Consider the following 21813-nt stretch of genomic DNA (forward strand, 5'->3'; position numbering starts at 1 on the left):
GCGGCATTTCGGATTCGACGCCCGGAACGCGGCTTCTTTCGGGCAGCGCCGGCTGGCCCGTGGATCAGCTCCGGGCCTTGGCACCTCGTCCATAGATCAGCAGCATCGCGATGATGACGCAACCATAGATCACCTGCCGCCCGGCCTCGGGCATCTGCATCACCGACAGGATCGACTGCAGCAGGGTGATCAGGATGACGCCGGCGATGGTGCCAAGATAATTGCCCTTGCCGCCCAGGATGTTGGTGCCGCCCAGCACCACCGCGGCGATCGCCGGCAGCAGGTAGGCGTCGCCCATGTTCTGGTAGGCCTTGTTGGAATAGCCGGCGAGCAGCACGCCGGCGAAGGCCGCCATCGCGCCGGAGAAGGCGAAGCAGCCGATCAGCACGCGGTTGGTGTTGACGCCGGAGAGATAGGCGGCGGATTCGCGGTTGCCCACGGCATAGACGGCGCGGCCGAACGCGGTGCGCTTCAGCAGATAGATGACGAAGGCGCCGACCAGCGCCCAGACGAACAGCGCATTCGGGATGCCGAAAAGGCTGCGCTGCACGGCGATGAAATGCATCGCCTCCGTCGCCTGGTCGAGCGGCGCGAAGCCGCCCGTGTGCAGCACCATCAGCCCCTGCACCACGGCATTCATGCCGAGCGTGAAGATCATCGACGGCAGGCGGAGATAGGCGACGCCAAGGCCATTCAGCACGCCCACGACGGCGCCGCAGAACACGCCGAACGGAATGCAGAGCCAGACGCCGGCTGGGCCGCCCCAGCCGACCATGGCGGTCGCCATCATCGCACCGAGCGTCACCACCCAGGGGATCGACAGGTCGATATGGCCGAGCAGGATCACCATCATCGCGCCGGAGGCGACGATGCCCAGGAAGGCACCGACCTGCAATTGCTGCAGCAGATATTCCGGCGACAGGAATTCGCGCGAATAGAGCGCGCCGCCGCAAAGGATCAGCAGGATGCAGCCGAAAGCGATCGTCACCGAACGATCGATGCCAAGCCGCGCGGCCAAGGTCGGACCTCTCACGGCCCCCGTGTCGACGCCGGTCACGAGAACAGCTCCAGTCGGTTGCGGACGCGCAGGATACGGAAAGCGCCGAGGCTGACGGCAAAGAGCAGCACGACGCCCTGGAACAGCGGCTGCCAGAGCGGCGGCAGGTCGAAGACGAACAGCAGGTCCTCGATCGTGCGCAGCACGAAGGCGCCGAAGATCGAGCCGATGGCCGAGCCCCAGCCGCCGAACAGCGAGGTTCCGCCGATGACGACGGCGGCGATCGAGTTCAGCGTATAGGTGCCGGCGATCGGCGCCGAGGCTTCGCCCGAATAGGTGTTGAAGGTCAGCATCAGCCCGGCGATCGACGCCAGGACCCCGGCCAGCGTATAGGCCAGCAGCTTCGCCTTCTGCACCGGCACGCCCGACATGTAGGCGGCCTGCTCGTTCGAGCCGACGGCGTAGGCAGCGCGGCCGAGAACGGAGCGGCGATAGGGGATCCAGATCACCAGCACGACGACGGCAAGCACGACCAGCGCCGCCGGAACCACGCCGAAGACCTGGCCGGTCAGGAGATCCGCGATATCGGACTGCACATCGCCGCCCGGACCGGGACGGACGAACAGCGAGATGCCGTAATAGACGGCGCCGGTCGCGAGCGTCGTGATGATCGGCTGCAGCCGGCCCCAGACGACGATGGCGCCATTGATGAAGCCGGCCAGCGCGCCGATCAGCAGCACGGCGACGATGCCGAGCAGGCCCTCGCCGACCGTACCGACGACGATAACCGAGGCGATGCAGTTCGCCATCACGAACACCATGCCGACCGAGAGGTCGAGGCCGCGCGTCAGCACCGGCAGCGTCTGCGCCATGGCAACCAGCGCCAGCAGCACCGCCTTGTTGGCCGCCGTGGTGGCGACGGCCGGCGTCAGGCCGGCGCTGTGATTGGAGATGTAGAGCGTGAACATCGCCGCGAACAGGACGACCGCCGTCAGCACCCCGGCATTGTGGGCGAACCAGTAGCGCCAGTTGCTCATGCTGCCTGCTCCGACGAGTCGATATTGAGGGCGCTCTGCAGCAGGTTGCGCTCGTTGAGCGCCTCGCCGGCCAGTTCGCGCCGGATGCGGCCGTCATAGACGACGAGCACGCGGTCGCAGCAGCCGATCAGCTCGGCATAATCGGTCGAATAGAACAGGATCGCTGCCCCCTGGTTCGCAAGCTCCCGCATCAGGCGGTAGATTTCCTGCTTGGTGCCGACATCGATGCCGCGCGTGGGATCGTTGAGCAGGATGATGCCCGGCGCAGTCATCAGCCACTTCGCCAGCACGACCTTCTGCTGGTTGCCGCCGGAGAGCGCCGAGACGGGCGCCTCGAGGTCGGGCGTCTTCACCCGGAGCCGGTCGACCATCACCTTGACGGCGGCGTTCTCCTTGTCGGCATCGATGCCGAAACGGCCGAGCAGCTGCGGCAGGGCGGCGAGGGTCATGTTGTCCCGCACGCTCATCGGCAGCATCAGGCCTTCGGTCTTGCGATCCTCGGGGATCAGCGCCATCGGCAGCGGCGCATGCATCGCCTGGCGCGGGCCATCGAGCGAGATCGGTTTGCCGTCGACGGCCACGGTGCCCGAAACGCCCTTCAGCACGCCAAAGAGAGCGAGCAGCAATTCGCGCTGGCCCTGGCCGTCGAGACCGCCCAGGCCGACGATCTCGCCCTTGCGAAGATTGAACGAGACATCCTGGATCTCGCGACCCCAGGCGAGATTGGCGGCGGCCAGCGCCACCGGTTTGTCGGTCGAGGGCTCCGGCTTCGGCGGATATTGGTGCGTCACCTCGCGGCCGATCATCATCTCGATGATGGCGTCGACGGAGCGCGCGCCCTTGGTGAAGGTCTCGATCTTGCGGCCATTGCGGAAGACGGTCGCGGTATCGGCCAGCGCCTCGATCTCGCGCATGCGGTGCGACACGTAGAGAATGCCGACGCCGGACTTCTTCAGCTCGCGAATGATGCCATAGACCCGCTCGACATCGTCGGCGGTCAATGCCGAGGTGGCCTCGTCGAGGATCAGGATGCGCGGATCGCGGCCGAGCGCCTTGGCGATTTCCACCATCTGGCGGCGCGACAGCGGCAGGTCGCGCACCAGCTCGAGCGGATGCACGTCTTCGCAGCCGACGCGCTTCAAGAGCGCCCTGGCGCGCTCGCGCTGGCCCTTGGCGTCGATCAGCCCGAGCCATTTCGGCGGATCGACGATTGAGAGGTTGTCGGCGACCGTCATTTCCGGCAGCAGCGACAATTCCTGGAACACGCAGACCACGCCGGCGCGCATCGCCTCGGTCGGCGATTTGAACCGGACCGGCCGTCCCTCAATGAAGACTTCGCCCTCGGTCGGATCGGTGACGCCGGAGGCGATCTTGATCAGCGTCGACTTGCCCGCGCCGTTCTCGCCCAGCACCGCCTGGATCTCGCCGGGATAGACGGAAAAATCGACCTCGGTCAGCGCGGCGACGCCGCCATAGCGCTTCGAGATCCGCTTGAGCTCGAGATAGGGCTTCCGGTCGGACAAGGATGGACCCGCGGAACTGGAGGACAGAAGAAGCCGGCGGGCCCGAGGGCCCGCCGGTCGATCTCTCGGGAGATCTTACTTGTTCTCTTGGGTCTGACCCATGATTTCCTGGGCGGTGAAGTTGATGCCGCAATCCGGGAAGGCGTTGCCGACGAAGAAGTTGTCGGATTCCTTGGAGTAGAAGTTCACGCCGTCCTTGAAGTCCGGGTCGTGGTCGATGGCGAGCGGCAGGGCGATCGACTGCGGCACGACATCGCCTTCGAGCGCGGCGATGGCGGTCTTGATGGCAACGGCGACCTGCGCCGGGCCGCTGCCGGCCGAGGTGCACTTCAGGCCATCGGCCGAATGCTCGGAGCAGAGCTTGCGGAAGCCGTTCTCCGTCTCGCCGCCGACCGGCACGAAGGCATGGCCCGCATCCATCAGCGCACGAACCGTACCGGTCGAGCCACCCTGGACGGTGACGCCATCGAACTTCTTGTGCACGGCAACGGCGTCGGCGGTCACCTTCTGCGCGGTGCCATCGTCCCAGCGGCCGATGACTTCGACCGTCTCGAACTTCTTGCCCGACTTGCCGAGCACTTCCTGCACGCCTTCATGACGGTCGCGGTCGACCGATGTGCCGGTCACGCCACGCACTTCGAGCACCTTGCCGCCATTCGGCAGGTGGTCGACCAGCCACTGGCCCCAGAGTTCACCGAGGCCCTTCTGGTTGACGTTGACGTTGATCGCCTCGTCGGTGTCGAGCGTGTTGTCGAAGGCGACGAGCACGACGCCGGCCGCCTTGGCGCGCTTGATCACCGGTTTGAAGGAAGTCGGGTTCTGCGCGTTGACGACGATCGCGTCATAGCCGGAATTGATGAAGTTATCGACGGCGGCGATCTGCGCGGCGACGTCGTCACCGGTCGAGACGACCTTGAATTCCTTGAGCTTGGCCTTGACGTCCGGCTGCTCGGCATAGGCCTTGGCGGTCTGGATCATCTGGATGCGCCAGGTGTTGCCGATGAAGCCGTTGGCCAGCGCGATGCGATACGGGCCGTCCTTCTTCGGGAATTTGAAGAACTTGGTCTCGGGCGTCCAAGGCTTGAAGCACTTGGCGTCGGCGCTCGGTCCCGCGACGATTTCGGGGCCTGCCGCATGCGCGGCGGTTGCCATGGCGCCCACGGCGATCGTCGTCGCCAGAAGCTGCCGGATGAGCTTCATCATGTCGTATCCTCCCAATGGTATCTTTGTTTTCCGGCTGACGACGGTCGCGCCGATGGCGCGCTTCTCCCCGTCCTTCATCCGTCTCGACTGGCCTGCCTTCGATCGAAGCCCGCGCGCTCCGCATCTCAGATATGATGCCCTCTTACCGAGACGCGATGCTTCTTGCACGCAAAATGCGTCCTGGCGGGAGCGCCGTCCAGAACTTCTTTGTGGCAACTTCCGGGACCGCACGTCTCTTTGCGTCAGGCGGATGCTTACCCTTCGGAAACACCCCCTCCGTACCCGTGCATCGGATGGCGATTGTCCATTCTACGGAGACAACCTTATTCTGACATGCCGGTTGAGTTTCGAGCCAGAAAGGCCATTTTCCTGCCAACGAACTCTTTGGGAGACCTCATCATGGATCTGAAGCTCAGCGGCTTCCATCATCTCACCGCGATTACAGCGGATGCGCCGGGCAATCTTGCCTTTTACACGAAGGTGCTCGGCCTGCGCCTGGTCAAGAAGACTGTCAACCAGGACGATACCAGCGCCTACCACCTCTTCTATGGTGACGGCGCCGCGACGCCTGGTTCCGACATCACCTTCTTCGACTGGCCGGTTGGCCCCGCCCGCCGTGGCACGCATTCGATCGTCCGCACCGGCTTCCGCGTCGATGGCGACAGCCTCGGCTGGTGGCGCGATCATCTGCGCGCCCAGGGCGTCAAGGCCGGCGACGTCACCGATCTCGGCGGTCGCCAGGGCCTGATCTTCGAGGATCCGGAAGGGCAGCGCCTGTCGCTGGTTGACAATGGCTCCAAGACGCAGGGACATCCCTGGGAACGCAGCCCGGTTCCGGCCGAGCATCAGATCCTGGGCCTCGGCCCGATCTCGATCAGCGTGCGGGATCTCGCCCCGACCGAGCAGGTGCTGACCCGCGTCATGCACATGAAGAAGGTGCGCGACTATCCGCAGAGCGCCGTCTCGACCAACCAGGTGCATGTGTACCAGATGGCCGAAGGCGGACCGGAGACCGAACTGCACGTTCTGGTCGAGCCCGATGCGCCGACGGCCCGTGAAGGCGCCGGCGGCGTCCACCATGTGGCCTTCCGCACGCCCGACACCGACAGTTTGCGGCTCTGGGCCGAGCGGGTGCGCGATTTCCGCATCGGCTCCAGTGGCGAGGTCGAGCGCTACTACTTCCGCTCGCTCTATTTCCGTGAGCCGAACGGCGTCCTGTTCGAGATCGCCACCGACGTTCCCGGCTTCACCGCCGATGAACCTTTGGAGACGCTCGGCGAGCACCTGTCGCTGCCGCCCTTCCTGGAAGGACGCCGCCAGTCGATCGAAGACAATCTGAAGCCGCTCTAGGCGCTTCGGAACAAAAGGAAGGCCGGATCGCGGGCAGACCGCGATCCGGCCAAACGGGAAAGGGGACGGGACGACCATGACCATCGACAGGACCAGGGGCTCCGGCCCGCATTCGGGCCAGCGCATCCTGACGGCCGGCGCACCGATCGAGGCCGCGCGCGGCGCGGTCATTACCATCCATGGCAGGGGCGCCAGCGCCGACGACATCATCGGGCTCTCCGAGCATCTCGGCCAGGACGACATCGCCTATTTCGCGCCGCAGGCGGCCGGATCGGTCTGGTATCCGCAGCGCTTCATCGAGCCGAAGGCGCTCAACCAGCCCTGGCTCGATTCGGCGCTTGGCGCCGTGCACGCCCTGGTCGATGACATCGCCGCCGCCGGCATCGCCCGCGAGCGGATCGTGCTGCTCGGCTTCTCGCAGGGCGCCTGCCTGGCGCTGGAGGCGGTGGCGCGCAAGCCGGGCCGCTATGGCGGCGCAGTCGGCCTCAGCGGCGGGCTGATCGGCACGTCGGGCGAGCTCTGGGACGGCGCCGATGATCTGGCCGGGACGCCGGTGCTGCTCGGCTGCGCCGAACTCGACGGCCACATCCCGCTGTCGCGGGTGCAGGAGACGGCGGCGCGGTTCGAAAAGGCCGGCGCCAGCGTGACGACGCGCATTTATCGCGGCTCCGCGCATGGCGTGAACGCCGACGAGATCGAACTGACGACGGCGCTGCTTTCGGCACTCTAGCAAGACCGCACCGTGCCCTCTTCCGCAAGGCGGAGGGCACGGTGCTCCTTTGTCGGGAAAGATCTTCGCGGAATTCCCAAGGGCTGGCCATGCCCACAGGCAAGCATGGCAGCGTCGCCCCGGCGAAGGCCGGGGCCCATGACCGCCGGCCAAGGATGCCGTGGCAACCACTCTCCGAAAAGCCTGCGAGTATGGATCCCGGCTTGCGCCGGGATGACGGCCGAAAATCCAGCATCTCGGCGTTTGAACGGTGCTTCGCGATGTACTCTTCAGAGAGAAGCGAAGGGGCAGATAACGGAGTCGGCCCCGCTCCCCTATGTCGGCGCGAGTCTAAAATCCTTGCTCTCCGGCAGGGTCTGGCCGCCATCGACGACGATGGTGGTGCCGGTGATGTAGGACGATTCATCGGAAGCCAGGAACAGCGCCGCATTGGCGATGTCGTCCGGCGTGCCGAGGCGGCCGAGCGGGATCGAATCCTCCATCCCCTTGATGAAGGCGGCGCTGCGGCCGGCCTTCATGCCCTCGGTCAATATGTTGCCCGGCTCGATGCCGTTGACCGTGATGCCGTAACCGGCGAACTCCAGCGCCGCCGCCTTGATGAAGCCGTTGATGCCGGCCTTCGAGGCCGAGTAGTGGCCATGGCCGGGGCTGGTGACGCGCGGACCGGTGATCGATGAGGTGAAGATCATCCGGCCATAGCCCTTGGCCTTCATCGCCGGCAGGGCGGCGCGGGCGACCAGATAGGTGCCGCGCAGGTTGACGCCCATCACCGCGTCCCATTCGTCCGGTTCGATATTCTCGATCAGCGTCCAGGGATAGATGCCGGCATTCTGGACAACGATGTCGATGCCGCCGAAATGCGTGACGGCTTCGGCGACCGCCCGCTCGGCATCGGCCTTCTGCGAGATGTCGGTCTCGACGAAGCGCGCCCTGTCCGGCCCGCCAAGCGATGCGGCGAAGGCGGTCCCGGCCTCGACTTCGGTGTCGGCAACCACGATGCGCGCGCCCTCGGCGGCAAAGCGCCCGGCGATCGCGCCGCCGATGCCGCGCGCGCCGCCGACGACGAGCGCGGAGCGACCAATGAGCCGTTGGGGGGAATTGCTCATCAGGCGAGCCTCTTTCTGATGTTGAGCTTGAAGGTATCGAGAAGGACCGCCACCAGCACCATGCCGCCCTGGATGAGCTGCGTGAAATGCGCCGGCATGCCCATCAGGTTGATGGCCGTCTGGATCGAGGCGAGCAGGAGCACGCCGGCGTACACGCCCGGCAGGCTGCCGACGCCGCCCTTCAGGCTGACGCCGCCGATGACGACCGCCGCGAAGGTCTGGAACAGCATGCCGACGCCGAGATTGGCGGTCGCGCCCGAGGTGCGGATGGCGAGCAGCCAGCCGGCCAGGCCGGCGATCGAACCGGCCAGCACGAAGGTCATCGCGGTCAGCTTGTCGACCTTGATGCCGGCGCGATAGGCCGCAGTCGGGTTGCCGCCGATCATCAGCAGATGGCGGCCGAACGGCGTACGGTTCAGGATGAAGGCGAAGACCAGCGTGGCGAGGATCGCGACCCAGCCCATCAACGGGATCTGCAGGAAGCGCTCGATCGCCAGAAAACGCAGCTCGGACGGCAGCTCCTGCGCCGAGCGGCCGCCCGAAAGCGCCACGACCAGGCCGCGGCCCCAGATGAAGGCCGCCAGCGTGACGATGAAGGAATTCATCTTTAGCCGGACGACGAAGAAGGCGTTGCTGGCGCCGACCAGCGCACCTACGCCCAGCGCGATCACCAGCGAGATCGGCACCACCAGCCAGGCGGGCGTAAAGGTGAAGCCGAAGCCGACGCCGGACTTGGCGAACAGGATGCCCACCACCATCGCGGCCAGCGCCATGACGGATTCGATGGAAAGGTCCATGTAGCCGGCGATGATCAGCAGCGACAGGCCGATCGCCAGCGTGCCGACGAAGGTCGACTGCTCGACGATGTTGGCGAAGATTCCGATCTGGAAATAGTTCGGGATGGCCAGCGAGAACAGCGCCAGCACGGCGATGAGGATGAACCAGACGAGGTGATCGAGGACGAACTCGATCGCGGCCCTGCGGTTGGACGAGAGCATGGAGCGGCTCCGGGTGTTGCGCGATAGCGGGATCAAGGCGCGCGGTCGCGGCATCCGGGGAGGCGGATGGGTGCGGGACCGGCAGGGACAGCCTGGCCTGGCCATTCCCGGACGAGCCGGAAAGGGGACGGCGGCGGCTGTCGTCCCGACCCTTGGCCGGGACGACGTATCAACGCCTGCGGCGCTTACTCGACCGACTTAACCGGGGCTTCCGGGGTCTTCATGTTGCCCCAGAACTTCGGATCGTCGACATTGGCCTTGGTGATGGCGGCACCCGGGATCTTGATGTTCGGGCCCCAGCTTTCCTCGGTCACGACACCCTGCAGGCCGAGCACGTCATAGGTGCCAGCCTTGATCGGCTGCTTGTTGACGACCTTGTCGGCGAACATGGCGAGCGCTGCGGCCTGGGCGAACAGCGGCTGTTCGACCTCAACCTGCTGCCAGCCCTTGCGGATCAGGTCGAGACCGACGGGCGCGCCGTTCGACGAGATCAGGAGGACGTCGCCGGGCTTCTTGCCGGCGGCTTCGAGCGACGCGACGGCGGCGACCGAGAGATGCGCGGCATGAACGAAGATCAGGTCGATGTCCGGATTGGCGAGAAGCTGGTCCGACACGATCGAGCCGGCGGCCGAGGCTTCCCACTGCATGGCCGGCTTCGAGATGATGGTGACGTCCGGGAACGCCTTCATCTTCTCTTCAAAGCCCTTCTGGATGTCGAGCGTGTAGGGATCGCCGGGGTCGCCGAGGACCTGGAGGATCTTGCCCTTGACCGCGCCGTTCTTTTCCTTGAGCAGGCGCTCGGCCTCGCCGGCCGCGACATGGCCGATCTCGACCGTGCCGGCGACCGAAGTCAGGTCGCTTTTCGTCGAGGTGATCTGGCGGTCGAATTCCATCACCGGAATGCCGGCCGCGCGCGCGGCCTCGATCTGCGGCTTCAGGGCGTTGAAATCGACGGCGGCGAGCACGATTGCCGACGGCTTGAGCGCGATGACGTCATTCATCTGGCCCTGCTGCACGTCGGTCTTGTTGTCGGCGTTGAGCGCGACCGTCTCGTAGCCGACATCCTTCATGAACTTGGTGATCGCCGTCACCGAGCCGGTCTGGAATTCGTCCAGCAGGGTCGGCACGAGGTAATAGATCTTGCCCTTGTCGGCGGCCCAGGCGGCCGGGGTCAGGAAGGTTGCGGCGCCGAGCACGACGGCTCCCGCCAGAACACCCATCAATCGCTTCATATTGCTGTTCCCTTCGCTCTTGTTCAGTCTGGAAGTCCGGATGAGCTGTTAGCCAGCCCTATCCCGCGTGCTGGGCTTGACCGTTGGTCTGGTCTGCAGTCCGCGCGCGGCCGCCCAATGCCTCGCCGGTAATGAGATGCACGATCTGGTCCGGCGACGTTTCCGTCGTGCGGACATCGCCTGCGACCATGCCCTGGCGGATGACGACCATGCGGTCGGCAACCTGGAAGGCCTGGCTCATGATGTGCGTGATGAAGACGACACCGATGCCCTGGTCGGCGATGCGGCGGATCAGTTCGAGGCCGCGCCGCGTCTGCTCGACGCCGAGCGCCGCGAACGGCTCGTCGAGCAGAACCAGCTTGCCGCCCCAATGGACGAAGCGGTTGAGCTCGATCGCCTGGCGCTGGCCGCCGGAGAGATGCTCGACATTGGTGCGCAGCGACGGGATCTTGGTACCGGCCGAGGCCATCGCCTGGGCGACGACCTCTTCCATCGCCTTTTCCTGCAGCACCGGAATGCCGAAATACTTCTTCACGATCTCGCGGCCCATGAAGAAATTGGCCACGACGTCGACATTGGTGCAGAGCGACAGGTCCTGGTAGACGGTCTCGATGCCGGCCGCCTTGCCGTCGGCGGGCGAGGTGAAGTGCCGCTCGGCGCCGTCGTAGATCACCTTGCCGGTGCTCGGCTCCAGACCGCCGGAGATGATCTTCACCAGCGTCGACTTGCCGGCGCCATTGTCTCCGAGCAGCGCGACGACCTCGCCACGACCGATTTCAAAGCTGATGTCGCGCAGCGCCTGGATGGCGCCGAAGCTCTTGGAGATGTTTTCGAGCCGCAGGAGCGGTGCTTCGGTGGTCATGCAGCTACCTCTTTCTTTGCCGGGCCGGTCATGATCGGATCGCGGTCGGTCCGCTCCTCTTCGCCGGCGAAGAGGAGGCCAAATCGGGGGGACAGTGCGCCGGAAATCGCCAGCGCCGCCGCGCCGCGCAGGACCGCGTCCCGCCCATTGCTGGAAAGCGTGAGACGCGGCGTTGTGCGGCCGCGGCGCTCGGCCACGGAATGCATCAGCGGCTCGGTTCCCTCGATCAGCCGCTCGAGCAGCGCGTCGGAGGCGAGGCCGCCAATGACGATCGTCTCGGGATCGAACAGGTTCTCGATCGTGGCGATGGCCGATCGCAAGACCGGCGCGGCCTCCGCGATCCAGGCGTCGACCACGTCGGGATGCTCCGTGAGCGCGGTCTCAATGGTGGCGGTCGGATCCACCGCCTTGAGGCGACGGTCGAGCGCGTCGCGCGAGACATAGCGCTCCAGGCAGCCGCGATTGCCGCAGGGGCACGGGTCGCCGCCCGGCACCAAAGGAAGATGGCCGATCTCGCCGGCATTGCCATAGACGCCACGCAGCACCGTGCCGTCCTGCACGGTGGCGGCGCCGCCGAGGCCGACGCCGAAATAGATGTAATAGAACGCGCGGAAGTCGCGGCCGGCGCCATAGAGCCGCTCGCCCAGCGCCACCGCGCCCAGTTCCGCACCGGCGAAAACCGGCAGGACATTGGCTTCGGCGAGACGCTCGCCTACCGCAATGCCCTTCCAGCCCTCCAGCGTGGTCGGCCCGACGAAGCTCATGGAATCGACGTCGCTCGGACCTGGCATCGCCACGCCGATACCCAGCATGCGGCCATCGGGACGGAGTGCGCTCATTTCGGCGATCAGCGCCTCGAAGACGGGAAAGGTCGCTTCCGGCGAGACGCGGGACATCGGATGGTGGCGGGTGCCGACGATCTTGCCGGCGAGGTTGACCAGCGCGGCGGAAACGCCGATCGGCGTCACATGCAGGCCGATGGCAAAGCCGCCTTCCGGATTGAGCGTCAGATTGGTGCGCGGCAGCCCCCTGCCCTTCGGCGCCTCGCGCGAGCCCATGACGAAGCCCTGCAGCTCCAGCTCGCGGATGATGGTGGAAACCGTCTGGACGGTGAGGCCGACCTTGCGGGCGATCTCGCCACGAGCAATGGGCGCTTCCAGCCGGATCGTCTCGAGCACGATCCGCCGGTTATAGGGTCGCCCAAACTCCTGGTTCGTACCGCGCAGCGCCATCGTCGCTCCCATCCTTATGCCTCTACGTTAGGCGAGCCATTTATTAAGTCAAATGGATTTCTAGATTAGGCGGAAACGGTCCGGGAGCGGCATCCAGGCCCGTGCACAAGTGGCGGGCAACCGGTGCAAAAGCGTGTTCGCAAGCTGTGCAAAGCCGGTGCAAAGAGCGCGGAAAAGCCTGTGCAGAAGGCGGGGATAACGTTTGGGAAAATCTGTGAGGGCCTTGTGGAAAAGTCCCCGCCGAGGCTGTGGTTTTGCGCTGGAAACCTTGTGCATGTGCTGTGGATGCAAGGCCGCCCGCGCACAAAAAAGCCCCGGCGCGCAAGGCACCGGGGCGAATGTCCGTCGTTGGGACGAGACGGCGCGCGGCCGGCCTAGTCGGCCAGTTCGAACACGATGTCCTGCGCGCCCTTCCAGAGCGTCAGCTTGCCGAGCGCTACCAGGTTCTCGCGGCCTTCCGTGATCGTCAGGAAGTGGTTGCCCGAGAGCTGGCCGACCTTGGAGGAGAAGTCGACGCCGCCATAGGCGAGCAGGATTTCCGTCTCGCTGATGCCGCCGGGATAGAGGATGAACTCGCCGGGAGCCGGGTGGCTGGTGTTGTTCTCGAAGCCGAGGCCGAGATCGAGATCGCCCAGCGGGATCCAGCAGCCCTCGCCGCTCCAGCGAACATGGATGATCTTCTCGCGATAGGGCAGCAGCGTCTTGAACACGGCGCAGGTCTTCGGCGCCAGTTCTTCCTCGAGCTTGCCGTAGAAGGTGAACGGGCCTGCGGTGATTTTCAGCTTGGTCATTCGATCTCGTCTTTCTCGCTACGCTCGATGCAATCTTGGCGGTCGCCGTGCCCTCACCCTGACGTGATGGGCCGCGACCCGCAACCGGTTCGAGAGACGGGAACAATCATCCCGGCCTCTCGTTTTCCGTGACCTGTCACCTAGCACGAGGTTCGACATGTCCGCTTCCCTCAAGATTGTCATTGCAGCTTCAACGCTGATCGCCATATCCGCCGCCATGCCGGGTGCTGCTTCCGCCGCGACCCGGACCGGCACGCTGGTGTGCAAGGTGGCGCAGGGCATGGGTTTCATCGTCGGATCGAGCAAGAAGCTCGATTGCACCTTCAACTCCAAGCAAGGCGCCGAACGCTACACCGGCAAGATCAACAAGATTGGCCTCGATGTCGGCATGACGACCGGCGGCCAGATCGTCTGGGCCGTGATGGAGCCGTCCAGGCGACATGGCGACCTGACCGGCACCTATGCCGGCGCAACCGCCGAGGCGACCGCAGGGGTCGGTCTCGGCGCCAATGTGCTGGTCGGCGGCGGCAACAACTCCGTCTCGCTGCAGCCGCTCTCCATCTCGGGACAGAAGGGTCTCAATCTCGCGGCCGGCATCGGATCGGTGACCTTGTCGCGAGCCGGGCGCTAGGCGGACCGCGGGCGACACCGGGTCGCACGGCGGGCGGACGAAACATTTAGGCTATGGCAACCAAATATGCCGTACGGTGACCCTGCTTGCTACTCTGGGCTGGGTCAACCAGAGGGTTGCGTTGGATTGACCCGTCATAACGAACCGGGTTGATCCAATGCAGTGTGAGCCGAGCACGGACGGCAAGATGTTCGACATCGCGCCGGTTTCGCTGTGGGAAGAAGACTACAGCGGACTCAAGGCACTGTTCGTCGAGTGGCGGGAGGCCGGCGTCACCGATCTTAGCGCTTATCTGCGCGACGACCTTTCCCGCGTGAAGACCTGCTCCAGCCGCCTGCGCGTCCTCCGGGTCAACCGGAAGACGCTGTCGCTGTTTGAGGCCGACAGCCTCGGTCATCTCGTCGACAATCTCGACCGCGTGTTTCGCGACGACATGCTGCACGCCCATATCGACGAACTCGTGCAGCTCTGGAATGGCCAGACCGAATTCACCAGCCACACCGTCAACTACACGCTGGGCGGCAGGCGCCTCGACATCCAGCTCAAGGGCACGCTCGTGCCCGGCTTCGAGACGAGTTGGGAGCGCGTGCTGGTCGCCATCGAGGATGTGACCGAGCGCGAGACCGCACGCCGCGGCCTGGCCACGAGCGAGGAATATGCGCGCGGCCTGTTCCACCATTCGCCGGTCTCGCTCTGGGTCGAGGATTTCTCCAGCGTCAAGCGGCTGATCGACGAGATCCGGCTGAAGGGCATCATCGATTTCCGCGTCTTCACCGATGTGCATCCGGAATTCGTCACCCGCTGCATGAGCGAGATCCGCGTCATCGACGTCAACCGCCATACGCTGGAGCTGTTCGGCGCCGCCGACCTCCCCACCCTGCTGATGCATCTCGGCGACGTCTTCCGCGACGGCATGAACCGCCCGTTCCGCGAACAGCTGGTCGATCTCTGGGACGGCAAGCTGCTCCAGCAGCGCGAGGTGGTGAATTACGCGCTGGACGGTCGCGAACTGCATCTGCACCTGCAATTCTCCGTCCTGCCCGGCCACGAGCATGACTGGTCGCTGGTCCAGGTCGCGCTGACCGACATCACAGCCCGCAAGGCGGCCGAGGCCTATCTGGAATTCCTCGGCAAGCATGATGTCCTGACCAAGCTCTACAACCGCTCCTTCTTCGTCGACGAGCTGAACCGGCTGCGCCGCAACGGCCCGACGCCGATCTCGATCATCGTCGCCGACCTGAACGGGCTGAAGGCCGCTAACGACCAGTGGGGCCACGCGGCAGGCGACGAATTGCTGCGCCGCGCCGGCGAAGTGCTGGGCAAGCTGGTGACGACGCCGGCGCATTCAGCCCGTATCGGCGGCGACGAATTCGCCATCCTGCTGCCGGGCACGGACGAAGCCGGGGCGGAGAAGACGATCGAGGACATCCGCCGCCTCGTCGACCTCAACAACCAGTATTATTCCGGCAGCGCGCTGAGCCTGTCGCTCGGCGCGGCGACCAGTGCTCCCGGCGAGTCGCTGGAGGATGTGGTCAAGCGCGCCGACGCGCGCATGTATGAGGAAAAGCACCGCTACTACGGCCTGACGCCGCTGGAAAGCCGTCGCGAGGCGGCACTCGCCGAAGCCGGCCAGCAATCCTGACGTCGGGCGGGGCCGTTTGGCCTCAGTCCACTGTGGACAGAACGCCGCGCCGGGGCTTCTGCTGCAGCGCCGCGATGATCCGTGCCTATAAGATGCTGGTGTAGGATGCAGCAATGCAACCGGCTGATGGCGTCACGGAACGCCGGCGCGAATGGAGGAAAGCAAGATGACCCAGCCTGGCAACGACACCACCGACGGCGAAATCGGCTACCAGGAGCGTGAGGCCGTCGCTGTCTTCGACAGCGAGAAGGCCCTGAACGCGGCCGTCGATGCCTTGATGCAATTTGGCCTCCGCCAGAAGGACCTCAGCGTCCTCGCGCCGTCCGAGAAGCTCTCCGCATCCAATCCCACCACCGCGCTCGAAGACAAGGACGACGCCGCCCGTGCGGCTTACGTGACCCCGGATTCCCGCGTCGAGGGCCTTGCCGCCCTGACCGGCGGCCCGGCCCTCGTCACCGGCCTCGGTGCGGCGCTCGTCGCCGGCACGGTCGGCCTGGCACTGATCCCGACGCTGGCGGTCACGATCGGCGGCGCCGCCGCGACCGGATCGGTCGGCTTCATGCTGTCGCGCATCTTCGGCCGCAAGCATGCCGACGCCATTCAGCAGCAGCTCGCCAATGGCGGCCTGCTGCTCTGGGTGCATGCACCGGACACCAAGGACGATGCGAAGATCCTCGAGATCCTGACCCAAAATGGCGGCCGCGACGCCCATATCCATGTCGTGCACCGCAACTGGGGTATCGACGAAGTGCCGTTCAAGGACGCGAACCCGGACCCGCTGCTGAAGCTGTAACGGCCGCTCCGCCCTCAATTTCGACCAACGGCCGGCCATGCAGCGCATCGCCGGCCGTTTGATTCAGTCGTGATAGACAACCGACCGGCCGCCATCCATCGTCAGCACCGAGCCGGTGCTGAACGCGGATTCGTCGCTCGCGAGATAGACGGCGGCGAACGCCACCTGCTGCGGCGTGCCGATACGACGGACGGGGATCAGCCCTTCGATCCGGCTGCGGGCCGCGGCCGGATCGGGGAATTCGGCCAACCAGTCCTTGACCTTGTCCGTCTCGATATAGCCCGGCGCGATCGCGTTGATGCGGATGCCCTGCGGCGCATAGTCGACGGCGAGAGAACGGGTCAGGCCGAGCAGGCCATGCTTCGCCACCGGATAGGGGAAGGTGCCGGGGATGATCGCGAAGGCGTGGGTCGAGGCGATGTTGACGATCGAGCCCTGCCCCGCCTCCAGCATGCCGGGCAGCACGGCGCGGATCATGTGCCACGCGCCCTCAAGATTGACCGCCATGCAGCGCTGCCACGCTTCGTCGGTCAGTTCCATCGGATCGGCGAAGACATTGATGCCGGCATTGTTGACCAGCACGTCGACCCTGCCATAGCGCGCCAGCACGGTCTCGACGGCGGCCTCGACCGAGGCGCGCACGCCGATATTCGCCTCCGCCGTCACCACGGTGGCGCCGGCTTCTGTCATCTCGGCCGCGAAGGCGGCGAGCGCCGGCGCGTCGATGTCGACCAGCCCCAGCGAGGCCCCCTCGGCGGCGAACTGGCGGGCGATGGCCGCGCCGATGCCGCGCGCCGCCCCGGTGACGATGGCGATCTTGTTTTCCAGGCGTGCGGTCATTTTGGGTCCTACCAGTCGACGATGGTGCCGTCGGGCAGAACGGCCTCGCGTGTCGGAAACGGCTCCTGCTTCCAGGGATGCTTCGCGGCGACCGCCAGGTCGACCTCGACGCCGAGACCCGGCGCATGCGGGATCTGCCACGCGCCGTCGACGCGCTCGATCGGTCCCTGCACTACCTCGAAATACCACGGCACCGCGCCGGTCATCTCTTCCTGGATGATGAAATTGGGCGTGGCGATATCGAAATGCAGCGCCGCGACGCCGGCGATCGGCCCGAGCGGATTGTGCGGGGCGAGGCCGATGCCGGCCACCTCGGCCAGCGCCGCGATCCGCCGCGCCTCGCTGAAGCCGCCGCAATGGCAAAGGTCCGGCTGGGCGACGGTCATGGTCCGCGCCTCGATATAGGGCGCGAATTCGGCCGCGCTCGTCAGACGCTCGCCATGCGCAATCGGCACCGGCGAGGCATCGGCGATCACCTTCATCGAGGCGACGTCGCCGGGCGGGATCGGCTCCTCGGCGAACATGACGCCGAACGGTTCCAGCGCCCGCAGATAGGAAAGCGCTGCGCCGGCCGAGGCGCAGCGGCCGTGGAAATCGACCATCAGTTCGATCTCCGGCCCGACCGCCTCGCGCAGCGCGCCCATACTCCGAACGAAATCGTCGATCGCCGAAGGGGTCGCCGTGTAGTGGGTATAGGGCACGTTCACGACCTTCATCGCCTTGTAGCCCTGCTCCTTCACGGCGAGGCCGCGCTCAACCAGCGAGGAGGCGTCCATCGAATGATAGACGGCATCCATCTGGCCGAGGCCGAGATGGGTGTAGATCGGCACGCGGTCGCGCACCTTGCCGCCGAACAGGCGCCAGACGGGCACGCCGAGCGACTTACCGAGAATGTCCCAAAGGGCCATCTCGATGCCGGACAGCGCCGTCATGCCGATGACGCCGAGCGGCTGCCAGAAGCCATGCTTCTTCATCGCGCGGACGGCGTGCTCGATATCGCGCGGGTCGAGCCCGAGCAGGATCGGCTCGAGGTCGGCGATGGCGCCGACAATGGCGCGCGCCTTCCATTCCAGCGTCGCCTCGCCCCAGCCATAGAGGCCCGGCTGGTCGGTCAGGACGCGGACGAACACCCAGTTCCGCATCTCCGCATTGACGACATGCGTCTCAATCCTAGTGATCTTCATGGATGAGGTCCTAGCGCCGGCCGAGGGAACGGGAGCGCAGATTGTCGAGAAGAACCGCGAGCAACAGGATCAGGCCGCGCACGACATACTGATAGAAGGCCTGGATGTTGAGCAGGTTCATGACGTTCTCGGCAATGCCCAGGATGAGCACGCCGACGATGACGCCGGTGATCGCCGCGCGGCCGCCGGCGAGCGACACGCCGCCGAGCACGCAGGCCGAGATGACCGAAAGCTCCAGCCCGGTCGCCGCATTGGGCTGGCCCGAGGTGATGCGCGAGGCGAGCAGGATGCCGGCAATGGCGCAGACCAGACCCTGCAGCGTGAAGATCCAGATCCGCATCCAGTCGACATTGACGCCGGCCAGCCGCGAGGCCTCGGGATTGCCGCCGATCGCCAGCGTGTTGCGGCCGAAGACGGTGCGGTTCAGCACGAAGCCGAAGATGACGAACAGCGCGACCATCACCCAGATCGGCGTCGGCACGCCCAGGAACTTCGACAAAGCGAGCTGGTAGAACGACGCGTCGTTGATGCCGACGGCGCGGCCATCCGAGGAGATCAGCGCCAGGCCACGCACGATCTGCATGGTGGCGAGCGTCGTGATCAGCGCATTGATCTTCAGCTTGGCGATGACGACGCCGTTGACGAAGCCGACAAAGGTGCCGAAGCCAACGGCGATCAGCAGGCCGAGCGGGATCGAGCCGGTGGCGTTCGAGGCCATGACGGCGACCATGCCGGAAAAGGCGACGATCGAGCCGACCGAAAGGTCGAAGTCGCGCGAGGCCAGGCAGAACATCATCGTGCAGGCGACGATACCGATGGTGACGACCGACTGCAGCAGGCCGAGCATGTTGCGCTCGGTCAGGAAGTTCGGGACCGTCAGCGACACCACCGCGAAGGCGATGGCGAAGATCACGACGAGGCCCTGCTCGCCGAGCAGGATGCGTTTCAGGGAACCGGTCATCAGGAAACCTTCTGGATGGGTTCGGCGGCAGAGCGGTCCGGCAGCGCGGCCGCGAGAATGGCGCGTTCGTTGAATTCGGGACGATCGAAGGTGGCGGCGATGCTGCCGCCGCACATGACGGCGACGCGATCGGAAATGCCCATCACCTCCGGCAACTCGCTCGACACGACGACGATGGCGAGACCCTTTTCGGCCAGCGAATAGAGCAGGTCGTAGATCTCCGCCTTGGCACCGACGTCGATGCCGCGCGTCGGTTCGTCGACGATCAGCACCTTGACGTTCTCCTCCGCCAGCCAGCGGGCGAGGATCACCTTCTGCTGGTTGCCGCCGGACAGGTTGACGATGTCCTGCTTGCGCGACGGGGTGCGGATGCGCAGGCTCTTGATGAAGCCATCCGCCAGCGCCGCTTCCTTGCCAAGGTCGAGGATGCCGAAGGGCGAGAAGTGCCGCCGCGCCGAGATCGAGATGTTGTCGGAAACCGAGCGGCCCTGAACGATGCCGTCGAACTTGCGATCCTCCGGGCAGAGCACCAGGCCGGCGCGGATCGACTGCCGGGGGTCACTGGCTGCGACCGGCCTGCCGTCGATCGAGACGCTGCCGGCACCGCGGGAATCGGCGCCATAGACGAGGCGCATCAACTCGCTGCGGCCGGCGCCGACCAGGCCGAAAAAGCCGAGGATTTCGCCGGAGCGCGCCTCGAAGCTGACCGGCTTCGGCAGGCGGGTGCCGGAAAGCCCGGCGACCTTGAGGCGGACCTCGCCGATGGCGCGTCCGCGCCAGCCCCAGATGTCGCTGATCTCGCGGCCGACCATCTCGGACACGATCTGGTCGCGCGTCACGCCTTCCATCGTCGCGTGATGGGCGGCAAGCCGGCCATCGCGCAGCACGGTGCAGCCGTCGCAGAGGCGGAAGATCTCGTCGAGCCGGTGCGAGATGTAGAGGATGACCTTGCCCTGCTCGCGCAGCCGGTCGATCAGCTTGAACAGGATCTCGCTTTCGCGCGAGGAGAGCGACGAGGTCGGCTCGTCCAGCGCGATTACACGGGCATCCTGCATCACCGCCTTGGCGATCTCGATCATCTGCCGCTCGCCGATCGAGAGTGCCGCGACCTTGGTGCGCGGGTCGACGTCGATGCCGATATCCCGGAGCTTGCTGCCGACATCCTCGACCAGCTCGCGGAAGCTGATGATGCCGGCCCTGGCCGGGAAATGGCCGAGGCGCAGGTTCTCGGCAACCGTCAGGCCGGGCACGAGCTGCAATTCCTGGTGCACGACGGTCACGCGGGCCGCGAAGGCGTCGCGGGTCGAATGGAAATTCTGGGCGGCGCCCTCGATCCGGATTTCGCCGGTATCGGCGCGCGTATCGCCGGAGAGGATCTTGATCAGGGTCGACTTGCCGGCGCCGTTCTCGCCCATCAGGCCGTGAACCCGGCCCTTGCCGATGCCGAAGGAGATGTCCGAAAGCGCCTGAACGCCCGGGTATCCCTTGGTGATATTGGAGAATTCTAGAAAGTGCGTCATGTCCCGACCCTCCCCGCAAACGAGAACCGGCGGCGGAACGGATCCGCCGCCGGGATATCCGAGGCCGCGTGACTACTCGATGCCGAGATCCTTGCGGACGGCTTCGTAATTGTCGCGAAGAGCGAGTTGGCCGGCGGTGAGCGTCAATGCCGGCGGCGCCTTGTCGTTGGCGATCCAGTCATACATGTTCAGCGCCGTCTCGTAGCCGTGACGCTTCGGCGAGATGATGACGGTGCCGACGAAGCCGGTGGCGTCGGCCTTCTTGAACTCGTTGATCGCGGATTCGGCGCCGCCGATGCCGACGCCGATGACATTGGCGGCCGGGATGCCGACGCTTTCGGTCGCGCGGACGGCGCCGAGCACGGCTTCGTCGTTGAGGCCGAAGGCGACCCAGTTCTTGATGTCGGCATGCTTGTTGAGCACGACGGTGGCGGCGTTCAGCGCCGCTTCCGTATCGGTCTTGGCCTGCGGCGCATCGAAGATGTTCTCGGCCGGGAAGCCGGCAGCCTTCAGGGCAGCGATCGCGCCATCGACGCGGTCGACGGCGGTCGGCAGCTGGTCATAGGAGACGCGGATCGCGCCCACCGTCTTCGGGTCCCAGCCGCGCTTCTTGATCTCGGCCGCGATCGCCTCGCCAACGGCCTCACCGATCTTGGTGGCCGAGATGCCCATATGCGGCACGGCTTCGAGCGGCTTGCCATCGGCATCGACCAGACGGTCGTCGACGGTCATGACCTTCAGGCCATTTGCCTCGGCCTTGGCGACGATGCCCGGGCCGAGCTTGACGTCCGGGGTGCAGACGATAAAGCCCTGCGCGCCCTGGGCGCCCAGATTGTCGATCGCCGACTGCAGCTTCTCGCCGTCCTCGGCGCCGATCTTGACGAGGGTGAAGCCCTTCTCCTTGGCCGCGACCTCGGCGAACTTCCATTCGTCCTGGAACCAGGGCTCTTCCGGCTGCTTGACGATGAAGCCGATCTTGACGTCGGCGGCGTAGGCCGACGACAGGGCGATCATCACGGCTGCACCAGCCATGATGGCACTCTTCCAAAGGCGCATTGTTCTCTCTCCCACGAGAATTCGTTCCTCCGCCTCTCCGAGCGGGGGTGAGAATCCATATTTCGAATCATCATACCCGTCAACTTCTGTTGTATGATTATATAAGCGCGGGATCCGCCCTTGAT

At 65.7% G+C, this 21813-nt stretch carries 20 protein-coding genes; 5 read left to right on the forward strand and 15 right to left on the reverse strand.

Features of this window, described 5'->3' with window-relative positions:
• Positions 1 to 64 precede the first annotated feature (64 nt).
• The 4 genes from ABIE08_RS21095 to ABIE08_RS21110 all read right to left on the reverse strand — a co-directional run bounded on the left by ABIE08_RS21095 (position 65) and on the right by ABIE08_RS21110 (position 4709).
• Positions 65 to 1057 carry an ABC transporter permease gene (locus tag ABIE08_RS21095; protein ID WP_354553834.1) on the reverse strand — a complete coding sequence of 331 codons (993 nt, stop codon included), beginning with the start codon at positions 1055 to 1057 and terminating at the stop codon, positions 65 to 67.
• Complete coding sequence (locus ABIE08_RS21100) at positions 1054 to 2034, reverse strand: ABC transporter permease (RefSeq protein WP_354553835.1); 981 nt, start codon at positions 2032 to 2034, stop codon at positions 1054 to 1056. The genes ABIE08_RS21095 and ABIE08_RS21100 overlap by 4 nt, the downstream gene beginning before the upstream one ends.
• Positions 2031 to 3557: a sugar ABC transporter ATP-binding protein gene (locus tag ABIE08_RS21105; RefSeq protein WP_354553837.1), complete on the reverse strand. Its 1527-nt coding sequence runs from the start codon at positions 3555 to 3557 to the stop codon at positions 2031 to 2033. The genes ABIE08_RS21100 and ABIE08_RS21105 overlap by 4 nt, the downstream gene beginning before the upstream one ends.
• A 75-nt stretch (positions 3558 to 3632) precedes the next feature.
• Positions 3633 to 4709: a sugar ABC transporter substrate-binding protein gene (locus ABIE08_RS21110; RefSeq protein ID WP_354554221.1), complete on the reverse strand. Its 1077-nt coding sequence runs from the start codon at positions 4707 to 4709 to the stop codon at positions 3633 to 3635.
• Between the two features lie 450 nt (positions 4710 to 5159).
• Here ABIE08_RS21110 and ABIE08_RS21115 point away from each other — a divergent pair, with 450 nt between their 5' ends.
• Both ABIE08_RS21115 and ABIE08_RS21120 read left to right on the forward strand, forming a co-directional pair.
• Positions 5160 to 6110: a ring-cleaving dioxygenase gene (locus ABIE08_RS21115; RefSeq protein ID WP_354553838.1), complete on the forward strand. Its 951-nt coding sequence runs from the start codon at positions 5160 to 5162 to the stop codon at positions 6108 to 6110.
• Positions 6111 to 6186: 76 nt separating this feature from the next.
• On the forward strand, positions 6187 to 6840 hold the full coding sequence (locus ABIE08_RS21120; RefSeq protein WP_354553839.1) for an alpha/beta hydrolase: 654 nt from the start codon (positions 6187 to 6189) through the stop codon (positions 6838 to 6840).
• Between the two features lie 314 nt (positions 6841 to 7154).
• On the opposite strand, the gene ABIE08_RS21125 is transcribed toward ABIE08_RS21120, so the two are convergent.
• The 6 genes from ABIE08_RS21125 to ABIE08_RS21150 all read right to left on the reverse strand — a co-directional run bounded on the left by ABIE08_RS21125 (position 7155) and on the right by ABIE08_RS21150 (position 13061).
• Complete coding sequence (locus ABIE08_RS21125; RefSeq protein ID WP_354553840.1) at positions 7155 to 7946, reverse strand: SDR family NAD(P)-dependent oxidoreductase; 792 nt, start codon at positions 7944 to 7946, stop codon at positions 7155 to 7157.
• The gene (locus tag ABIE08_RS21130) at positions 7946 to 8944 is read right to left on the reverse strand and encodes an ABC transporter permease (RefSeq protein WP_354553842.1); all 999 of its coding nucleotides are present in this window, start codon (positions 8942 to 8944) and stop codon (positions 7946 to 7948) included. The genes ABIE08_RS21125 and ABIE08_RS21130 overlap by 1 nt, the downstream gene beginning before the upstream one ends.
• A gap of 185 nt (positions 8945 to 9129) precedes the next feature.
• Positions 9130 to 10176: a sugar ABC transporter substrate-binding protein gene (locus ABIE08_RS21135; RefSeq protein WP_354553843.1), complete on the reverse strand. Its 1047-nt coding sequence runs from the start codon at positions 10174 to 10176 to the stop codon at positions 9130 to 9132.
• Positions 10177 to 10234: 58 nt separating this feature from the next.
• Positions 10235 to 11038 carry an ATP-binding cassette domain-containing protein gene (locus tag ABIE08_RS21140; RefSeq protein WP_354553844.1) on the reverse strand — a complete coding sequence of 268 codons (804 nt, stop codon included), beginning with the start codon at positions 11036 to 11038 and terminating at the stop codon, positions 10235 to 10237.
• Entirely contained in the window at positions 11035 to 12270 is a 1236-nt protein-coding gene (locus ABIE08_RS21145; protein WP_354554222.1) for an ROK family transcriptional regulator, read from the reverse strand. The genes ABIE08_RS21140 and ABIE08_RS21145 overlap by 4 nt, the downstream gene beginning before the upstream one ends.
• Before the next feature lie 374 nt (positions 12271 to 12644).
• Positions 12645 to 13061 carry a DUF3830 family protein gene (locus tag ABIE08_RS21150; protein WP_266331473.1) on the reverse strand — a complete coding sequence of 139 codons (417 nt, stop codon included), beginning with the start codon at positions 13059 to 13061 and terminating at the stop codon, positions 12645 to 12647.
• 157 nt (positions 13062 to 13218) lie between these two features.
• Here ABIE08_RS21150 and ABIE08_RS21155 point away from each other — a divergent pair, with 157 nt between their 5' ends.
• The 3 genes from ABIE08_RS21155 to ABIE08_RS21165 all read left to right on the forward strand — a co-directional run bounded on the left by ABIE08_RS21155 (position 13219) and on the right by ABIE08_RS21165 (position 16127).
• Positions 13219 to 13692 (forward strand): DUF992 domain-containing protein, encoded by a 474-nt coding sequence (locus ABIE08_RS21155; RefSeq protein ID WP_354553846.1) that lies wholly within the window; start codon positions 13219 to 13221, stop codon positions 13690 to 13692.
• Between the two features lie 157 nt (positions 13693 to 13849).
• Complete coding sequence (locus ABIE08_RS21160) at positions 13850 to 15334, forward strand: diguanylate cyclase domain-containing protein (protein ID WP_436409592.1); 1485 nt, start codon at positions 13850 to 13852, stop codon at positions 15332 to 15334.
• Between the two features lie 166 nt (positions 15335 to 15500).
• Positions 15501 to 16127: a hypothetical protein gene (locus tag ABIE08_RS21165; protein ID WP_354553848.1), complete on the forward strand. Its 627-nt coding sequence runs from the start codon at positions 15501 to 15503 to the stop codon at positions 16125 to 16127.
• A 63-nt stretch (positions 16128 to 16190) separates the two neighbouring features.
• On the opposite strand, the gene ABIE08_RS21170 is transcribed toward ABIE08_RS21165, so the two are convergent.
• From ABIE08_RS21170 to ABIE08_RS21190, 5 genes are all read right to left on the reverse strand, one after another.
• Positions 16191 to 16967 (reverse strand): SDR family oxidoreductase, encoded by a 777-nt coding sequence (locus tag ABIE08_RS21170; RefSeq protein WP_354553850.1) that lies wholly within the window; start codon positions 16965 to 16967, stop codon positions 16191 to 16193.
• A gap of 8 nt (positions 16968 to 16975) precedes the next feature.
• The gene (locus ABIE08_RS21175) at positions 16976 to 18151 is read right to left on the reverse strand and encodes an enolase C-terminal domain-like protein (protein ID WP_354553851.1); all 1176 of its coding nucleotides are present in this window, start codon (positions 18149 to 18151) and stop codon (positions 16976 to 16978) included.
• 10 nt (positions 18152 to 18161) lie between these two features.
• Positions 18162 to 19112, reverse strand: a complete 951-nt coding sequence (araH, locus tag ABIE08_RS21180; RefSeq protein ID WP_354553852.1) for an L-arabinose ABC transporter permease AraH — start codon at positions 19110 to 19112, stop codon at positions 18162 to 18164.
• Positions 19112 to 20632, reverse strand: a complete 1521-nt coding sequence (gene araG, locus ABIE08_RS21185) for an L-arabinose ABC transporter ATP-binding protein AraG (protein ID WP_354553854.1) — start codon at positions 20630 to 20632, stop codon at positions 19112 to 19114. The genes araH and araG overlap by 1 nt, the downstream gene beginning before the upstream one ends.
• A gap of 72 nt (positions 20633 to 20704) precedes the next feature.
• On the reverse strand, positions 20705 to 21688 hold the full coding sequence (locus ABIE08_RS21190) for an arabinose ABC transporter substrate-binding protein (RefSeq protein WP_354553855.1): 984 nt from the start codon (positions 21686 to 21688) through the stop codon (positions 20705 to 20707).
• Positions 21689 to 21813 lie beyond the last annotated feature (125 nt).

The organism is Kaistia defluvii, assembly GCF_040548815.1.
Lineage (GTDB): Bacteria > Pseudomonadota > Alphaproteobacteria > Rhizobiales > Kaistiaceae > Kaistia > Kaistia defluvii_A.